Source organism: Candidatus Zixiibacteriota bacterium, from assembly GCA_029860345.1.
In the GTDB taxonomy this organism is placed as follows: domain Bacteria; phylum Zixibacteria; class MSB-5A5; order GN15; family FEB-12; genus JAJRTA01.
The window spans coordinates 397,926-414,578 of record JAOUBJ010000001.1; the positions used below are offsets into that span (position 1 = coordinate 397,926).

At 56.3% G+C, this 16,653-nt stretch carries 13 protein-coding genes and 1 pseudogene; 6 read left to right on the forward strand and 8 right to left on the reverse strand.

Features of this window, described 5'->3' with window-relative positions; all coding sequences use genetic code 11:
- The 4 genes from OEV49_01315 (at position 1) to panC (ending at position 5,169) form a co-directional block, all read left to right on the forward strand.
- Positions 1 to 1,581 (forward strand): hypothetical protein, encoded by a 1,581-nt coding sequence (locus OEV49_01315; GenBank protein MDH3889695.1) that lies wholly within the window; start codon positions 1 to 3, stop codon positions 1,579 to 1,581.
- Entirely contained in the window at positions 1,572 to 2,651 is a 1,080-nt protein-coding gene (locus OEV49_01320; protein ID MDH3889696.1) for a glycosyltransferase, read from the forward strand. The genes OEV49_01315 and OEV49_01320 overlap by 10 nt, the downstream gene beginning before the upstream one ends.
- A gap of 348 nt (positions 2,652 to 2,999) precedes the next feature.
- Positions 3,000 to 4,109: a hypothetical protein gene (locus tag OEV49_01325; protein ID MDH3889697.1), complete on the forward strand. Its 1,110-nt coding sequence runs from the start codon at positions 3,000 to 3,002 to the stop codon at positions 4,107 to 4,109.
- A 217-nt stretch (positions 4,110 to 4,326) separates the two neighbouring features.
- On the forward strand, positions 4,327 to 5,169 hold the full coding sequence (gene panC / locus OEV49_01330; GenBank protein ID MDH3889698.1) for a pantoate--beta-alanine ligase: 843 nt from the start codon (positions 4,327 to 4,329) through the stop codon (positions 5,167 to 5,169).
- Between the two features lie 277 nt (positions 5,170 to 5,446).
- Here the strand turns inward: panC and OEV49_01335 are convergent, their stop codons facing one another.
- Entirely contained in the window at positions 5,447 to 6,217 is a 771-nt protein-coding gene (locus OEV49_01335) for a flagellin (GenBank protein ID MDH3889699.1), read from the reverse strand.
- A 132-nt stretch (positions 6,218 to 6,349) separates the two neighbouring features.
- Here OEV49_01335 and OEV49_01340 point away from each other — a divergent pair, with 132 nt between their 5' ends.
- Positions 6,350 to 7,429, forward strand: coding sequence for an ABC transporter ATP-binding protein (locus OEV49_01340; protein MDH3889700.1), 1,080 nt, complete (start codon positions 6,350 to 6,352; stop codon positions 7,427 to 7,429).
- Position 7,430: 1 nt separating this feature from the next.
- Entirely contained in the window at positions 7,431 to 8,180 is a 750-nt protein-coding gene (locus tag OEV49_01345) for an ABC transporter permease (GenBank protein ID MDH3889701.1), read from the forward strand.
- A gap of 477 nt (positions 8,181 to 8,657) precedes the next feature.
- Here the strand turns inward: OEV49_01345 and ftsZ are convergent.
- From ftsZ to murD, 7 genes and pseudogenes are all read right to left on the reverse strand, one after another.
- Positions 8,658 to 9,608 (reverse strand): annotated as a pseudogene (gene ftsZ / locus OEV49_01350) (cell division protein FtsZ).
- A 68-nt stretch (positions 9,609 to 9,676) separates the two neighbouring features.
- On the reverse strand, positions 9,677 to 10,918 hold the full coding sequence (gene ftsA / locus OEV49_01355; GenBank protein MDH3889702.1) for a cell division protein FtsA: 1,242 nt from the start codon (positions 10,916 to 10,918) through the stop codon (positions 9,677 to 9,679).
- Positions 10,899 to 11,624 carry a hypothetical protein gene (locus OEV49_01360; GenBank protein ID MDH3889703.1) on the reverse strand — a complete coding sequence of 242 codons (726 nt, stop codon included), beginning with the start codon at positions 11,622 to 11,624 and terminating at the stop codon, positions 10,899 to 10,901. The genes ftsA and OEV49_01360 overlap by 20 nt, the downstream gene beginning before the upstream one ends.
- Entirely contained in the window at positions 11,621 to 12,994 is a 1,374-nt protein-coding gene (gene murC / locus OEV49_01365; protein ID MDH3889704.1) for a UDP-N-acetylmuramate--L-alanine ligase, read from the reverse strand. The genes OEV49_01360 and murC overlap by 4 nt, the downstream gene beginning before the upstream one ends.
- A 50-nt stretch (positions 12,995 to 13,044) precedes the next feature.
- A complete protein-coding gene (gene murG / locus OEV49_01370) occupies positions 13,045 to 14,184 on the reverse strand; it encodes an undecaprenyldiphospho-muramoylpentapeptide beta-N-acetylglucosaminyltransferase (protein ID MDH3889705.1) in 1,140 nt (379 codons plus the stop codon).
- On the reverse strand, positions 14,181 to 15,281 hold the full coding sequence (locus OEV49_01375) for a putative lipid II flippase FtsW (GenBank protein MDH3889706.1): 1,101 nt from the start codon (positions 15,279 to 15,281) through the stop codon (positions 14,181 to 14,183). Before OEV49_01375 ends, murG begins: the two co-directional genes overlap by 4 nt.
- Positions 15,262 to 16,653: a UDP-N-acetylmuramoyl-L-alanine--D-glutamate ligase gene (murD, locus tag OEV49_01380; GenBank protein MDH3889707.1), complete on the reverse strand. Its 1,392-nt coding sequence runs from the start codon at positions 16,651 to 16,653 to the stop codon at positions 15,262 to 15,264. The genes OEV49_01375 and murD overlap by 20 nt, the downstream gene beginning before the upstream one ends.

Consider the following 16,653-nt stretch of genomic DNA (forward strand, 5'->3'; position numbering starts at 1 on the left):
GTGCCGCGACGCTTGCGCACAGCGATCTACTCGGTTGCTTCGGTCGTCTTCATTTCCAAAATCCTCGGCTTTGTTCGTGGCATGGTCATAGCCCACAAATTCGGCACCAGCGCAGAATACGACTTCTACCTGATCGCGGTGATGCTGCCGGCATTGGCTTCCGGTGTGCTCGGTTATGCATGCTACTACCAGTTTGTTCCGTTCCTTACCCGCAAGGCAGAGCAAAGCGGCCCGGACGACCCGGCACTCTTCTGGAGTTCCACCTGGTCTGCGGTCAATCTCACCCTGCTGGTCAGCGGTGCCATCACGGCGGCAATTGTCTTGATCGCGCCCTATGTACTGACTTTTTGGGATGCCGGATGGTCCCCGGAACAGTTCGATCTGATTGTCTTCTACTGCCGACTAACGGCTGCATCGGTCGTTCTCTCGGTGTCCGAAGCTTTCATGCGAGCGCTGTTGAATGTCAAAAAAATCTACGCCTACCCCGCTGCCGGGTTGAGTTTGTTCAATCTGTGCTCGATTGCCGCCATCATGCTCCTGCATCAGCACATCTCGGTTGGGGCTGTCGCCGTTGGCATGGTCGGCGGCATGATCGTGCAAAACCTGTACCTGGCCGTGCGCCTGATTCCATCGCAAGCGCTTCGATACTTCAAGGCTTCGATTGTGGACAAAGAATCCCCGCTGTTTTTGTCGGTGGCTTCGACGCTGATACTGATCGAACTGATCAACCGATCCTACTTCATGATCGACCGCTACTTCGCACCACGCCTCGGTGAGGGTATAGTGTCGGCGCTAAATTACGGACAGGTCCTGGTGCAACTACCGGAATCAATCGTCGGATTCGCAATCGGCGCCGTGTTGTTCCCGATTTTCGCACGGTCCGACGATACGTCCGATATGTCGAGGTTCATCGCAGCCTATCGCAAAGGGATCACGGTGGCTCTTCTGTTCGCGGTACCGCTGGCCGTCTTCTTCTTTACGAATGCAGAGTCATTAGTCCATATAATCTACCATCGCGGCGCGTTCGACGAACAGTCGGTCATTATGACGGCCAGGATTCTCCGCACATTGGTGCCGTCGATCGTCGCTCTGTTTGTGGTCTCGACATCGATCCGAGCCTGCTACGCCAAAGGCTGGACAAGACCGGTACTGGTGTTCGCAGGGGTTTTCCTGGTAACCAAATTGGCCGCCACAGCCCTCCTGCCGCAGTGGTTCGGTTATGTCGGAATCTCCGCAGCTTCGTCGCTGTCGCATGTCGGATTCGGACTCGGGCTGATGGGATATATCGTGGTGCAGTGGTCACCACACGATAGAAACCGGTTTCTCTTCACTCTGCTCAGGTTGGTGCTGGCCGGTTTCTTAGTCTACCTGGCCGCCTCTGTTTTTCGCCGAATCACCTGGCCGCTCGTTGAAGAGTCCTCGCACGTGGTGATGTATCTCGCCCTGGCGGCTTCGGCCTTGGTTGTTTTTGGAACCTATGCCGCGGTTGTGGCGATGCTTGGGTTCAAAAAGTATTTCAGAGACGCTTTACCGTGGCGTCGATCGACGCGCCAGACAGAACAGGATTTGCCATGCGACTAATGATGATTGCCATGGGTGGGTCCAATCACACCACCAAGTGGGCCACGGCCATGAGGGATGTCGGCCACGAAGTCATGCTGGTAACTTTTTATCCACCTACGCCGATCGAGGGGGTCGATATCCGCCACCTGAAATGCCGCACCCGTCCGGGCATGTTGCTTGAGATCGGGCGCGTGCGCAGGTTGGCCCAGGAGTTCCGTCCCGCTATCGTGCACGCCCACTACGCCAGCAGTTGCGGCTTCGTCGCCGTGCGCGTAGGAGTCCGGCCGCTAGTGCTTTCGGTCTGGGGGGATGACATTATAGAATTCCCGCACAGGTCACCTCTCCACCGATGGATAGTGAAGCGGGCGATTATCGGCTCAGACTTTGTCAGCGCCACCAGCCACATGCTGGCCGAGGAAACAGAACGACTGGTTGGCGGCGCGGTAAAGCCGCGCGTGATTCCGTTCGGCGTGGATTTGAACCGGTTCACTTTCTCGGAACGACCCTCGCGGTCGACCGTTCACATCGGCACGGTACGTTGGTTGACGAAAAAGTACGGCCTGGAATACCTTATCCGCGCCTTTGCCCGACTTGCCGCCACTCGTGACAACCTGAAGCTGACAATCATCGGGTGGGGACCACTTCGGCCGGAGCTGGAAGGGTTGGCAGGTTCGCTGGGTATTGGAGATCGGGTTACTTTTACGGGTCGTCTGCCCAACGATGAAGTGGCTCGATGTTTCGAGAGCTTCGATCTTTTTGTCATGCCCTCGGTCAGCCGGGGCGAAACTTTCGGCGTGGCCGCGGTCGAGGCGATGGCTTCGGGATTGCCCGTGGTGGCTTCGGATATCGGCGGCCTGCCTGAGGTGGTGGCCGACGGCCTGACCGGACGGCTGGCGCCGCCGGGCGACGTGGAAAGACTGACCGCCGCGCTGGAACACTATGTTGACTCCGAGGAAACTCGGCGGCGGGATGGTCGACTGGGACGCGAGCGGGTGGAAAAACTCTTTGACTGGAAACAAAATGTTCAGATGATGTCTGCGTTCTACGCTGAAATCCTGGCCGATCCGCGATGGAGTCTCAAACCATAGGGCATGTTGATAAACCTGTGTTCTGTTGTGTCGGGTCTTGATCCCGCCCCAGCGGGAGTGTGACCCGACACCGATACATCGGTTTTTTGCGCTTCGCGTACTGGTGTGCCGCGTGGTGAAACCGGAGAGAGCCGGCTTGACCGGCCGGCGGGTCACACGAATACCGGTGCTGTCAGGTGACTCGCCTGACAGCCAATAGGCTGGATAGCAGGTGTCGGGCGGGGTCGCCCAACACCACAGGACCCACCGCAACAGGCTGGAGGACTTTGTCAACACTCCCCAATAGCCGGGCGGCGCACTGGTTGAATTATACTTGACTTGACCATTCCCCCGACCAAAATTGACGACATGAAACGCCGTTACCATTTTGACTTTCGTGACATTCTCTGGGCGCCGGCGCGCGCCCTCTCGGCCAAGAAGATTCTGGTCATGACCCTGGCCCTCTGTCTGGCTATCATCTGCTATGACCTGTTCACCTATTTGGCCCTGGCCATCGCCGGCGAGGGACCGAACTATGTTTTCTCGACCGACGGTTTCTTTCCCTTTCAGGTTTTTGCCTTGGGCAGCACTTTCGCCTGGCTGGTTTATGGAATCGGCGTAATCCTGGCGCTGTTGGCCCTGATGATGGGTTTCACGGCGGTGGCAGCTTTCAACATCGAAGAAGCTCGCGGCAACCGTTTTTTGCACACCCGGCAGGCGCTCAGATTTGCATGGCAAAGGCTGCCGCAACTGTTCCTGACCGAACTGGCTCTGGCGCTTTTTGTAGCCTTCATTGTCCTGCTATTTTTTCTGTTCGGATTGATAACGAGGCTGCCGGTAGTTGGTGAATGGTTTTACGCAATCTTCTTTACACTTCCCGCGTTCATCATTGCCATCCTCACCGTCTTTATCATTGTCGTGTTCCAGGCCTCATGGGTCCTTACCCCGGCTGTGGTGGCGGCTGATCGGGTGCGCGAGACGTTCACGGCCATTCTTGAAACGTTCTCGACATTGATAAGGCAGCCGGTACGATGGTTATTGTACACCGGCTACTCGCTGGTGGCGGCCAAACTGTGCAGTTTCGTTTATGCCTATTTCTGCTACCGGTCGGTACAGTTTATCGGCTGGGCAGCTGGGTTGGGCGGCGGGCGACAAACCACCGACCTGATCAAATCGGGACTGTCACACCTCCCGGCCACATCCGACACGGTGCAGGAGACGTTCAACATCTTTCCCGGCATTGACTGGGGCATCTCGATTGGGCATTGGGCACGCGGCGGTGGTGGGGGGGATACGGTCGGTTACGTCATGGCCTTGATGCTCTTTTTGATTTTCGCGTCGATCATCGGCTACTTCCTTTCGATTATCGCTACCGGGCAGGCGCGGGCGTATATCGTGATCCGCTATCTGAAAGACAACTACGACCTGACCGCCGAGCCGCCTTTGTTCTCAGAAGAAGAGCCGGTCACAGATAAATAGAATGAACGTCTGTCAGGTCACACTCCGCCTTCGGCGGATCAAGACCCGACAGAACATTTACGCACTTGACAGAACATGGGAATCGTTGCGTGTTCTGTCGGGTCTTGGTTTTGGCCGGCCAAAATCGTGACCTGACAGAGATTCTCACAATCTATAAGGCTCCATTTGCTTTCGAATTCCGCTTGCAATTCATTCCGTGCAACTCAATATTCCCCCCATGCAAACCATCCGCTCGATAAAGAAGATGCAGCTGGCGTCACGCATGTTGTCAGCCAAAAGTAAGACAATCGGACTGGTGCCGACCATGGGCTTTCTGCATGAAGGCCATCTGTCGTTGATACGACGGGCGAAAAAAGCAGCCGATGTGGTCATCGTGACTATCTTCGTCAACCCAACCCAATTCGCACCCAACGAAGACCTCGACAAATACCCCCGCGATGAAAAAGGGGATATCAAAAAGATCAAACAGGCCGGTGGCGATATTGTGTTCATCCCGAAAGCGTCGGACATTTACCCGATTGACTTTCAGACTTATGTTACGGTCGAGAAGCTGACTAAGGGACTTGAAAGCAGCGCACGGCCAACACACTTTCGCGGCGTGACAACGATCGTGGCCAAACTGTTCAACATCACCCGCCCCGACGTTGCGGTTTTCGGCATGAAAGACTTTCAACAGGCGCAGGTGCTCAAACAGATGACCCGCGACTTAGGCTGGCCGATCAAGTTGATCGTCGCACCTACTCTGCGTGAAAAGGACGGCCTGGCTATGTCATCACGCAACAAGTACCTCACCGATCAGAAGCGAACCGAAGCACGCTGTCTTATCTATGCTCTGCGCAGCGCCAAGGCGATGGTCGCAAGCGGAGCGGTGGATACCAAGAAGATCAGGCGCGAGATGCGGGCCGCTATCAAAGCGACTTGTGTGGGCGCGAAGGTCGACTACATTGCTTTCACCGACGCTGCTACTCTTCGACCTCTGTCCAAAGTGACTAAAGGCACCGTTTGTTCGTTAGCTGTCAAAGTGCACGGTGTCCGGTTGATCGACAACATGAAGCTGTAGAATTGTCGGTCACTCTGAGCATCCCACAACCTCACCCTGAGCGGAGTCGAAGGGTGACACTGTCAGGATCACAAGGATTCCTGACCTACAAGATGAGATTGCCGCGCTCATCCGCGAAGCGCGGTTTCGCTCGCAATGACCCGAAACTGAATTCGGCTTAACAACGGCGGGTCCTGACATCCCGCGGCAGGCAAAAAAATGACCGCTGGGTCGGGCAAAACCCAGCGGCCTTCCACAGGCTATCCTATAGCCAGGGGAGGGAGGTGTTTTTACTCGGCTACTTTGTGCCCAGCATTCTCAACACCGAGTTGGCCTGAATCCTGGTGTGCGACATCAAAGCCAGCGATGACTGCACCTTAATCATTTCACCCACCATCGTTGCCACTTCCAGAGCATAGTCGGCATCGCGATGCAGCGACTCGGCCGCCTGTAAGTTCTGCGCCGTGATCTCAAGTGAGGAACGTCGCGACTCCAAATCGTACTTTTGGGTCGCCCCCAATTCAATCTGCACCGAATCCAGTTCGGCGATAGCGTCATCAATAACCGCAATAGATGCTTCGGCCGCCTCGGCGCTGGACAGATCGACGTTTTCGAGTTTGCTCACATCGGCCGGCGCCCCTTCGGAACCATCGAGCATGTTGGTACCATTGTAGACCGCACTGTCGGCGGTGTGGTTGTAGTTATCGACGATATACTCCCCCGCCTGGGCGAGAGCCGCCTGAGAAGTGTCGTCGTTGAATCCCTCACTGGCGGCGCTGACGGCCAGGCCGCGCAACTCGGTCAACTGACTCCTCATCTCACCAACCGTCGATGATGCGGTCTCGTACTTATTAATCAGGTGCGAGGTGTTCTCTATTTCTTGATTGAGAGACCCTATCTGGGCTCGAAACTGCTCGGAGATTACCAGCCCGGCCGGATCGTCTGAAGCCCTGTTGATTTTCAGACCGGATGTCAGTTTCTCCATACTCATGTACAGATTCGAGTAACTGTCGGCGGTCTTTCTTGCCACGCTCAAGGTGGCCAGATTAGTGTTAATACTGATGCCCATGCGCCCTCCTTTCGAGGCAGCCATCAGTGGCTGAGTTCCTTCAAGGTTGAATACAGCAGCCTGCGTGCCGAACGGTTACCGTCGTAAGCCTGTGCGTGTCAACTCGTTAGGCGACACGAGCTGAATCGCAATATGCGAATGTATCGTCTCGTGCCCATTGTCTGTAGGTCGGTCAACCCAAACGAACGGCGCACGCCAGGCGGTGAGACTTCCGGAGGCGGCAACTTCAATCGTCCAACTGCGTATAGCCGTATTAATGTACGAACCGCAAACAACTTCAACTCGATCACGATGGTATCTGCGTCCGTTATCGCAACCAGCCGACTGACTCGTCGCTACGGCAGCCTGGTGGCTGTGGACGCCCTGGACCTGACCGTTCCGGAAGGGTGTGTCTACGGCTTTCTGGGTCCCAACGGTTCCGGCAAAACCACCACCGTTCGGATGTTGCTTGGATTGATTGGCCAGGACTCAGGCTCCGTGTCCATTTTCGGCGGGAATCTGAAGACTGATCGACGAACGATTCTCAGTCAGGTCGGCGCCATGGTGGAGCAGCCGTCATTGTACATGCATCTTACCGGACGAGAGAATCTCGAAATCCATCGGCGATTATTGGGATTGAATAATGATCGGATCGATCAGTCCCTTCGGATCGTTGAGATGGATGATGCTGCCGACCGCCCGGTGCGCACATACTCGCTGGGTATGAAACAGCGGATGGGATTGGCCCTGGCTTTGCTGGCCGAGCCGAAGTTGCTGATTCTGGACGAACCGACCAACGGGCTGGACCCGCAGGGCATTATCAAGATGCGCGATCTTATCAAACGGCTACCTCATCAGATGGGTGCTTCCGTCTTTTTGTGCAGCCATCTGCTGACCGAAGTCGAGCAGGTCGCCGACTATGTCGGCATTATAAACCAGGGCAATCTGCTGTTTGAGGGAACGTTGGATCAACTCAGAGATCGACAGCAGCGAGTAGTTCGGCTGCGAGCCGACCGACCTGATGAGTGTCTTAGCCTGTTGAATGAAAACGGGTGGTCGGCGCACCTTGGGCCGGATTGTATGATTGAAATTGGCGTGGCTGAGTTCGACCAAGCGGCGGAGATTAACAAACTGTTGACCGGGGTCGGCATCAGTGTTTATGAACTGCGCCCGGTCAATCCTTCGCTTGAGTCCCTTTTTCTCAAAATGACCGCAAACTCCGGGGACACTTAGGATGCATGATTTCACGCGGGCGTTAAGTGCGGAACTGTTGAAAGCGCGTCGCACCGCCGCCTTGTGGGTAGCCATTTTGGCGCCGTTGTTGGTTGTCGGCATCCAGACCATAGTCATGTCACAGATCGACCAGCCGACCTGGGGCGCGGACAACGCCTGGGTATGGCTGCAGCGATCAACCGGCGCCATGTGGGCATTGTTTGTGTTCCCGATGCTGATCGCGCTGATTACTACACTGACCAATGCCCACGAGCACAACTCACGCGGGTGGAAACAACTCTTCGCCTTACCGGTGAATCGCCAGGCCGTTTATCTGGCCAAGCTGGCCCTGAGTTGTGGGTTATTGCTCATCGCCACGATGGTACTGTGGGGTTCGTATCTGACCGCCGGTTGGGTTATGAGTGTTATCAAACCGGATTTCGGTCTGGGGGCGCCTGCTCCGATGGCTCAGACGCTACTGACGTTCGTGCAAATCTTTTCGGCGGCCGGTCTCTTGATTTCATTGCACCACTGGATCTCGGCGCGTTACGCATCGTTCGCGATTGCAATCGGAGTCGGCGTGGCCGGTACTTTCATTGGCATGGTGCAGGCGAAAGGTTTGTTCCAGAAACTCTTTCCGTGGAAACTGCCGATGAATATTCAGTCGAATGACCCTGACATGATACCAATCGCCCTGCTGGTCGGTATCCTGGGTGGGTTAGCGCTGGCCGTTATCGGGAGTATCAGTTACTGCCGCCGCGACGTTGTGTAGGTTTTGTGTCTTGGGATCACTCAATCGCCGGCGGTACATTTCCCGCCCCAAAAAGGACAGCGCCGCCGGCTGGGTAGGTCCGGCAGCGCTGCAGTGGAGGAACCAAGTATCATATAGAGCCCGCCGACTGGCGGCGTCTCCAATATGCCTTTGAGATATCTGTCGATGAAGACAGACTAATTAGTTATTCTCATCCAATCTCCTGATATAGGCCGGGATGGTCAGATCATCTTCGGAAAACATCGGAACACGATTGCGCGTAACCCCGGTGCCGCCGTTGCCGCCGGATATTCGCGGATTGTCGCTGAACGAAGGAACGGAATCCTCCTCATTGGTACCAGCCGCCATGGCTTGAGCCGGATCGACCGGCTGCGCCTCTACATGTGGATGTTGCTGTAGAACCACTGCGTTGTCCGGGAAGAGCGACATCGGTTTGCCGGGCCCGGCCGGCTGTTGCTGTGTCTTCGTTCTCTGTATAACCGGCTGTTTGGAGTCGGTTTCACCGATACCGGTAGCAATTACCGTGACTCGCATCTGGTTGTCCATGCTCGGATCAATCACGGCGCCGAAAATGATATTGGCATCACTGCCCGCTTCTTCATAGATCAGCGAGGTAGCCGTGTTAACATCGAACAGCGTCATGTCCTGCCCACCCGTGACATTGATGAGTACGCCATGGGCGCCGCCGATAGCGACATCCTCCAGGAGGGGTGAAGAAATCGCCTGGCGGGCCGCATCGGTTGACTTATCATCACCAGTGCCAAAGCCGGTGCCCATGATGGCGTTGCCCATTTCCAGCATAACCGTGCGAACATCGGCAAAGTCACAGTTGATCAGGCCGGGAATGGTTATCAGGTCGGAGATACCTTTGGTTGCCTGGTGCAGAATCTCATCGGCGATGGCAAAGGCTTCGGTCAGTTTGGTCCGTTTGTCGACGATCTGAAGCAAGCGTTCGTTGGGGATAGTGATCAGCGTATCCACCTTCGCCTTCACTTCGTCCAGTCCCTGATTGGCGCGCTGGATACGTTTGTTACCTTCGAACCTGAATGGACGGGTCACGATGGCAACTGTCAGGGCACCGGCGGCCTTGGCGATTTCGGCCACAACCGGCGCCCCGCCGGTTCCGGTGCCGCCCCCCATACCGGCGGTAATAAACACCATGTTGGGGCTGCCGATTGCCTCGGCCACCGCCTGACGGCTCTCTTCCATGGCACGCATCCCCACCAGGGGATCGGCTCCGGCACCCAGCCCGCCGGTGACCTCATGACCGATCTGAATCTTCGTGTCGGCCAGTGCCTGATCCAGCACCTGGGAGTCGGTGTTGACACAGATGAACTCGACTCCTTTGAGACCGGACTCGATCATGCGATTGACGGCGTTCCCACCGCCACCGCCGACGCCGACTACCTTTATGTTGGCGTAGCCGATGAAATCGTCAGCGAAGTTGAACTTGTGTTTTGTTTCTGCCACGACTTGTTCCTCCTTGAACAGGCTATTCAGAAGCGTTTTGTTATCCAATTCTCGAATCGTTTTAACAGACCACGACCGCTGGACCGATTGTCTACCACCGTCTCATCCTGGAAACTGTGGATCAACAGCCCATGGGCGGTGTCGAAACGATTGTCTTTCAATTCATCCGCGGTATGTTCTATCTGACTGATTTCTCCAACCCTGACCCTGGTGTCAAAAATCTGTTCGGCCAGTTGGATCATTCCGTCCAACAGCGCACCACCCCCGGTCAACACCAAGCCGCCGGTCAGCATGTCGGCGACGGCCGCTTTTTTCACTTCTCTGAAGGTCAATGATAGAATCTCTTCCATGCGTGGTTCGATAATCGAAGCCAGGACGTTGCGCGATATCTCCTTGGGTGTCTGAGCCGAGGCTGATGGTATTGTCAACATCTCGGCCGGATCAGCCATTGAGGCCAGGGCGCAGCCATGCGAGAGTTTGAGAGTCTCGGCTTGGTCGACCGAGCAGCGCAGGCCGATTGCGATATCGTTGGTGACATTGCGCCCACCCAGCGGTATTACGGCGGTGTGTCTGATGGCTCCCTCGTGAAAAACCGAGAAGTTGGTGTGATCACCGCCGATATCGAGCATGACGATACCGTTCTCGGTTTCCTCATCGGTCAGTAGGGCGCCCGACAGCGCCAGCGACTCAAGCACCATGCGGTCCACTTCCAGGTGACATCGTTCCAGAGCGCGATAGATGTTCCTGGCCGTGGTGATCGAGGCCGTAACGATATGAGCTTCTACTTCGAGTCGCACGCCGGCCATGCCGATGGGATCCTTGATGCCGGACTGGTCATCCACAGAAAACGTTTGCGGAATAACGTGAATGATCTCGCGATCAACCGGTATGGCCACGGTCCGCGCAGCTTCAACAGCCCTTCGGATATCGGCGCGGGTGATTTCATTGTCGGAGCGACCAACCGCGATCACGCCGTGACTATTGATGGAACGGATGTGTTCACCGGCGATGCCGACCGTGATCCGATCTATTTCCGTGGCCGAAGTCATCTGGGCGTCTTTGACGGCGCGCATGATCGAACGCACCGTCTTCTCCATATCCACAACCACGCCGCGCTTTAGACCTTCGGCGGCGGCTTCGCCATGCCCGATGACATACATGCGCCCTTCTTCGTCCGCTTCACCCACCAGGGCTACGATCCTGGTGGTGCCTATATCCAGCGCTGCTCTGAGATTCTCCGACGCCATCTTAGCTTTTGCCTCGCTCACAAATGATCATGTCATCAAAGCGCAGGTCCATCAGCCGCACTTTTTCAAAGTCGACGCCGAACCGGGTGATGAACCGGGCAAAACGATCCATGTCCTGGATCATCGTCTGCGCCCGGAGTTTCAGCCGGTACGGCAGACCGGCCACGGTTACGGTCAGTCCGAACTGGTCCGAGAAATCGATCTCCTCGATCAAGCGGAATAGATCGCGATGTTCATGGCGTAACCGTATCAGCTTTCGCGTGACCACTTCGGCCCTTGTTTCGCTGCACCGTTCGAACATCGAACTCACGGTCAAGCCGGTCAACACGGGGCGCTCCCAGTTGTCGACCGGGCGTGTCAGTGGGACGACCCGTCCATGGTCGTCGATGCCGTACAAACGAGTCGTTTTCTCATCGAGCAGAAAGCACTCGGGAACGAAACGATTGGTGGCGATTTCGAGACGATGGGGCAACGACCACGAGAGATCGACTTTGTACACGTCGGTCTCCTCAAGCATCTTTTCGGCGGCAGACTCAAGCGATTGGAAAGGTCCTCGGTTGCCGTCCAACATCTGAAGTTTTTGACGCCAATCCTCGAACGAAGCATCATTTACCGTGACCTCGCGCAGTCGGCAGGCCTGAGTGTAGTTTACCACGAAGACGAGCGCCACACCTGCTACCGATGCGGCCGCGAGACCCAGTTTCATTCTGCCGGACAAACGATTCATAGTGTCTTCAATGCTTCTTTCAATTCATCGCAGGCCAACGTTATCGACCCGGCGCCCATGATGATTATCATGTCACCTTTGCGCACTAGTTTCATCACCTCTGCCGCCACGTTGGAGCGCGGACCGATGCACGAAAAGCGGGCGCCCTCTGAGGCGCCGGCCCGACGTGCGATCAGTTCGGATGTGACGCCTTCGATTGGCTCCTCACGGGCGGGATAGATATCGGTCAACAGACATTCATCGGCTATCGAGAGCGACTCGGCAAACTGACCGGCGAAGTCGCGTGTGCGGCTGTACAGGTGCGGCTGATAAACGACAATGACGCGACGCCCGTAGGTCTCACGAGCGGTTGTCAGTGTGGCCGCGATCTCTGTTGGATGATGGGCATAGTCGTCAACCAGGATGACCTCGTTGAACTCACCAATGATTTCAAAACGACGCCTGACCCCGCCGAAGGATGCCAACCCTTCGGCTATGGCCGACATGGGTACCTCCACTTCACGGCAGGCAGCCACGGCAGCCAGCGCGTTTAATACGTTGTGGCGGCCGGGAACAGACAGGGAGACTTCCCCCAACAACTCGTCGATGTGCCAAACAGTGAACCGGGTGCGACCGGCCACCAGCTTAACATCGGTGGCTCGATAGTCGGCGGTCGCGTCGAAGCCAAAAGTGACCATGGGACGCGCTATCTCGGGGCGCACCAGCGCGAGGTTGGCATCGTCGGCCGAGATGATCACCGACCCGTAGAAAGGCACGCGGTTCATGTATGTGACAAACGAAGCGAGCAAGTGGTCCATGCCGTCATAGCAATCCAGATGGTCGGCTTCTATGTTGGTGACGACGGCAACGGTTGGGTACATGGCCAGGAACGACCGGTCGTACTCATCAGCTTCCGCTACCAGATAGTCGCCCTTTCCGAGAGCCGCCCCGCTACCGAGACCGGCCACCACGCCGCCGACGATGATAGTCGGATCGTAATCGGCGTGGCGCAAAACACTGCCGATCATTGAAGTGGTGGTCGTTTTGCCGTGGGTCCCGGAGACGCCGATGGAACGCTTGAGACGCATCAACTCGCCGAGCATCTCGGCCCGTTTGATGACCGGGATACCAGAATCGCGTGCGGCCATCACCTCAGGATTGTCGTCGCTGACAGCCGATGAAATCACCACCAGATCGGCGTCCTCCAGGTTCTCAGCAGAGTGTCCTTGGTGGACCTTCACACCGAGCGTGACCAGATAGTCGGTCACGTCACTGGTGGCGAGATCGGAACCTCGCACGTCGAATTCGAGGTTGAACAGCAACTCGGCGATCCCGGACATACCGGCGCCGCCGATACCTACGAAGAAAAGTTTTTTGTACTTACCAAACATAGTTTTCCGACACCGAAAGGCGGCTGGTGTTTTGGTGACAAGGCTCGTGGTCACGAACGCTTGGCCTTTCGTGTCTCTTCTATCAGTTCAATAATGTCCTTGGCGATGACATCCACCGCCGGTTTTGAGTCCCTGGTCTGAGCGACCACCGCCGCTTTCATGGTAGCATGCTGCCCGGACTCGAACAGATCGACAGCTCGGCCGATCAGGTCACACTCATCCAGGTCGTTCTGATCCACCATTACGGCCAATCCCCTCTGGACGAACTCCAGCGCATTCTTGCGTTGGTGATCTTCGGCCGCATGCGGAAAGGGAACGAGAATCGCCGGTATGCCACAGGCCGTCAGCTCAGCCAACGACAGCGCTCCGGCGCGGGCTACCGCCACGTCGGCAGCCGCGTAGACCAGGTCCATACTTTGTGCAAAGGGGAAGAGGGAGCAACCCTGAGCCTTATCGCCCGCATCGACGGTCACATCCTTGTAATCCCTCTTTCCCGTTTGCCACAATAATTGATACTTATTCTTCAACGAATTATTCTCAAGACTCCTTAGCACTGCCTGATTGACGGCTCGTGCACCCTGACTGCCACCGAGCACGAGGATCGTCCGTTTGTCGGGGTCCAGCCCGAACTCATTCAGGGCCGCAGCCCGGTTGCCGCCCATTACCGATGATCGCACCGGATTACCGGTCACCATGATCTCACCCGTCGTCTTGAGGTAGTCCGCGGCGCCTGAGAATCCGAGGTAAATCCTTTGGGCTCGGTTAGCCGAATGTCTGGTAGCGATACCCGGATACGAGTTTTGCTCCTGCAAGACCGTGGGGATACCTCGGGCGCCGGCCACGCGCAACACCGGCCACGAAACATAGCCACCGGTGCCGACGACGACATCAGGTGCAAAACGTCTCAGCAGCGCCGATGCTTTGAACAAAGCCAGTGCGATCACGAACGGCAGCAGGAGATTACGCGGCGTCAACGAACGCACGAGGCCGCGCATGTTGATCAATTCCAACGGATAGCCAAGTGAATCGCGCAGACGATATTCAAGGCCATGTTTGGTGCCGACAAACCTGATCTCGACATCAGTATGTCCGGACAGCATCTCTTTGACACGATCAGCAATAGCAATGGCCGGATACAGATGACCACCGGTGCCGCCGCCTGCGAAGAGTATTCTGAAACCACCGCTCATGATCTGACCGTCCGTCGTGAGAGGTTCAACAATACACCAACGGCCGCACTGGACATCAACAAAGATGATCCACCGTAGGAGATGAAAGGCAGCGGTAGCCCGGTAACCGGTAGCAACGATGTCACCACGCCGATGTTGACGGCAATGTTGACAAACAACGATAGAGTCATACCGGCCGCCAGCAGGTATCCGAATTTGTCGGGTTGTTCGTATGATATCTTGAGACCACGCCACAAAAGGTAAAACAAGACGCACAGGATTAGCATGAGTCCGACCAGGCCGACTTCCTCGCCTGAGGCGGCAAAGATAAAGTCGGTGTGCGGGTATGGCAGGAAAAAGAGTTTCTGTCGTCCTTCGCCGAGTCCCACACCCAACCAACCACCGGCGCCCAGAGTCAGCGCGGCCTGTTTGGCCTGGTAACTACCCAACAGTGGATCAGCCACCGCAGCCAGGAAATCTGTGATGCGATCTTTCTTATAACCCAGGCCGAAGACAACTGCCGCTCCCACCGCCGCCAATGGCAGTACAGCCGCCGCCAGATGTTTCAGTCGTGCGCCGGCCAGGAAGAAGATGCCGATTACGGTAATGGAAATCACTATGGTGCTGCCGAGATCGGGTTCCAAAAGAATCAGCGCCAGGCCGACGCCCACCAGCGGCAGATACGGCATGAGTAGTTGTCTGAGATCGGTAAGATCGCGACGCGGGTTGGCCAGTGAAAAGGCCAGGTAGAAAATGAGCACGAACCGGAAGACCTCCGAAGGTTGACCGGAGAAGGGTCCCAGAACTATCCAACGATGCGCTTCGTTTCGGGCGGGTCCGAAAAAAGCAAGCACCAGAAGGGCCATGCTGAGGGCTACAGCCGGCGCCGAGTAGATGGCCAGCCTTTGCAGGTTCAGCTTGCTGATTACAAAAACGGCGACCAGCGACAATAGCGTCCAGAGACATTGCTGGCGTAGGAACAACAGATGAGAACCGAAACGTCCCTCGGCCAATATCGACGAGGTTGAATAGATCATGACCAATCCGATAACCAGCGCCGCCAGGTAGGCCGCGAGAAGTCGTTCATCGATGGCGCCTTTAGTCGCTGATCGTTTCATTCTCTTTCCTGTCGCTTCTGAGTTCGGCCACGGCTGTTTTGAAAGCCTTGCCGCGCTGCTCGTAATTGTCAAACATGTCGAAGCTGGCACATCCGGGTGACAACAGCACCGTTTCACCCGGTCGCGCCTGAGCGAAACTGGTCCTGACCGCAGCCTCGAGTGATTCTGCAAACTGCACGGCGAAGTTTCGACCCAGACTGTCGAACATTTTGTCTTTGGCTTCACCGATCAGCACGACACTCGATATCCTCCCGCGTCCATAAGTCGACAACGGTTCGTATGATGCCCCCTTGTCGCGACCACCGGCGATGAGATGTATCGGCGTGTCGATCGAACGCAGGGCATAGCAAACCGAGTCGACATTGGTGGCTTTGGAGTCATTGATAAAGTCTATTCCGGCCACCCGCGCAACAGATTCGAGCCGATGTTCGACACCGGGGAATTTTTTGAGAACTCGGGCCATCACCTCGACATCGACACCGATCAATCCGGCCACAGCCACAGCCGCGGCGGCGTTTTGAAGATTATGCGGTCCGGGGATGCGAATATCCCGGGCAGAAACTACTCGCGATCCCCGACCGCTCAGTGCTAAGAAAAGATCACCGCCTGAGACCCAAACCGCATTGTCGGTCGTCTCTTCGGTGGTAAAGAACATTTTGGTAGCCGCCGTTTGAACGTTGTCGGCTATGATCTCATTGTCCTGCGCATTCAATATGAGGAAGTCATTCTCGGTCTGATTTTCGGTGATTCGGTATTTGAGTTTCTTGTAGGCATCGAAGCTACCGTGCCGGTCGAGGTGGTCGGGCGATAGGTTCAGGATCAGCGCTATGTGCGGATTGAAATCTGCAATCCGTTCAAGCTGAAACGTCGACACTTCCACCACGGCCACGCTGTCCGGTCCGATCTTATCGGCCACCTGCGCAAAAGGCAGCCCGATATTGCCGCACACCAGGCTGTCCAGTCCGGCTGCGGTCAGGATCTCACCGATTAACGTTGTCGTGGTGGTCTTGCCGTTGGAGCCGGTCACGCCTATGATCTTGCCGCGACAAACCCACGAAGCGAACTCAATTTCGGAGAAAACAGGGATACCTTTGCTCTGGAGTTTTTTCAGGATATCAGCGGTGGGCGGTACGCCGGGCGAGACGACGACATAATCTGATTGCAACAAACGATCAGTGTGGCCGCCGGTCTCGAATGGGATACCTTCCTGTTTGAGCTGGGCGGTCACTTCGGACAGGCTGTCGGCTCCGGCGGCATCGGAGACAAAGGGCAACCCTCCGTAGGCGGCGGCCAGCGATGCCGCGGCCAGCCCGGAGCGTCCCATTCCAATTACGCCGATCGATCGCTCGTTTATTCGTTCAGCAACAGTCAT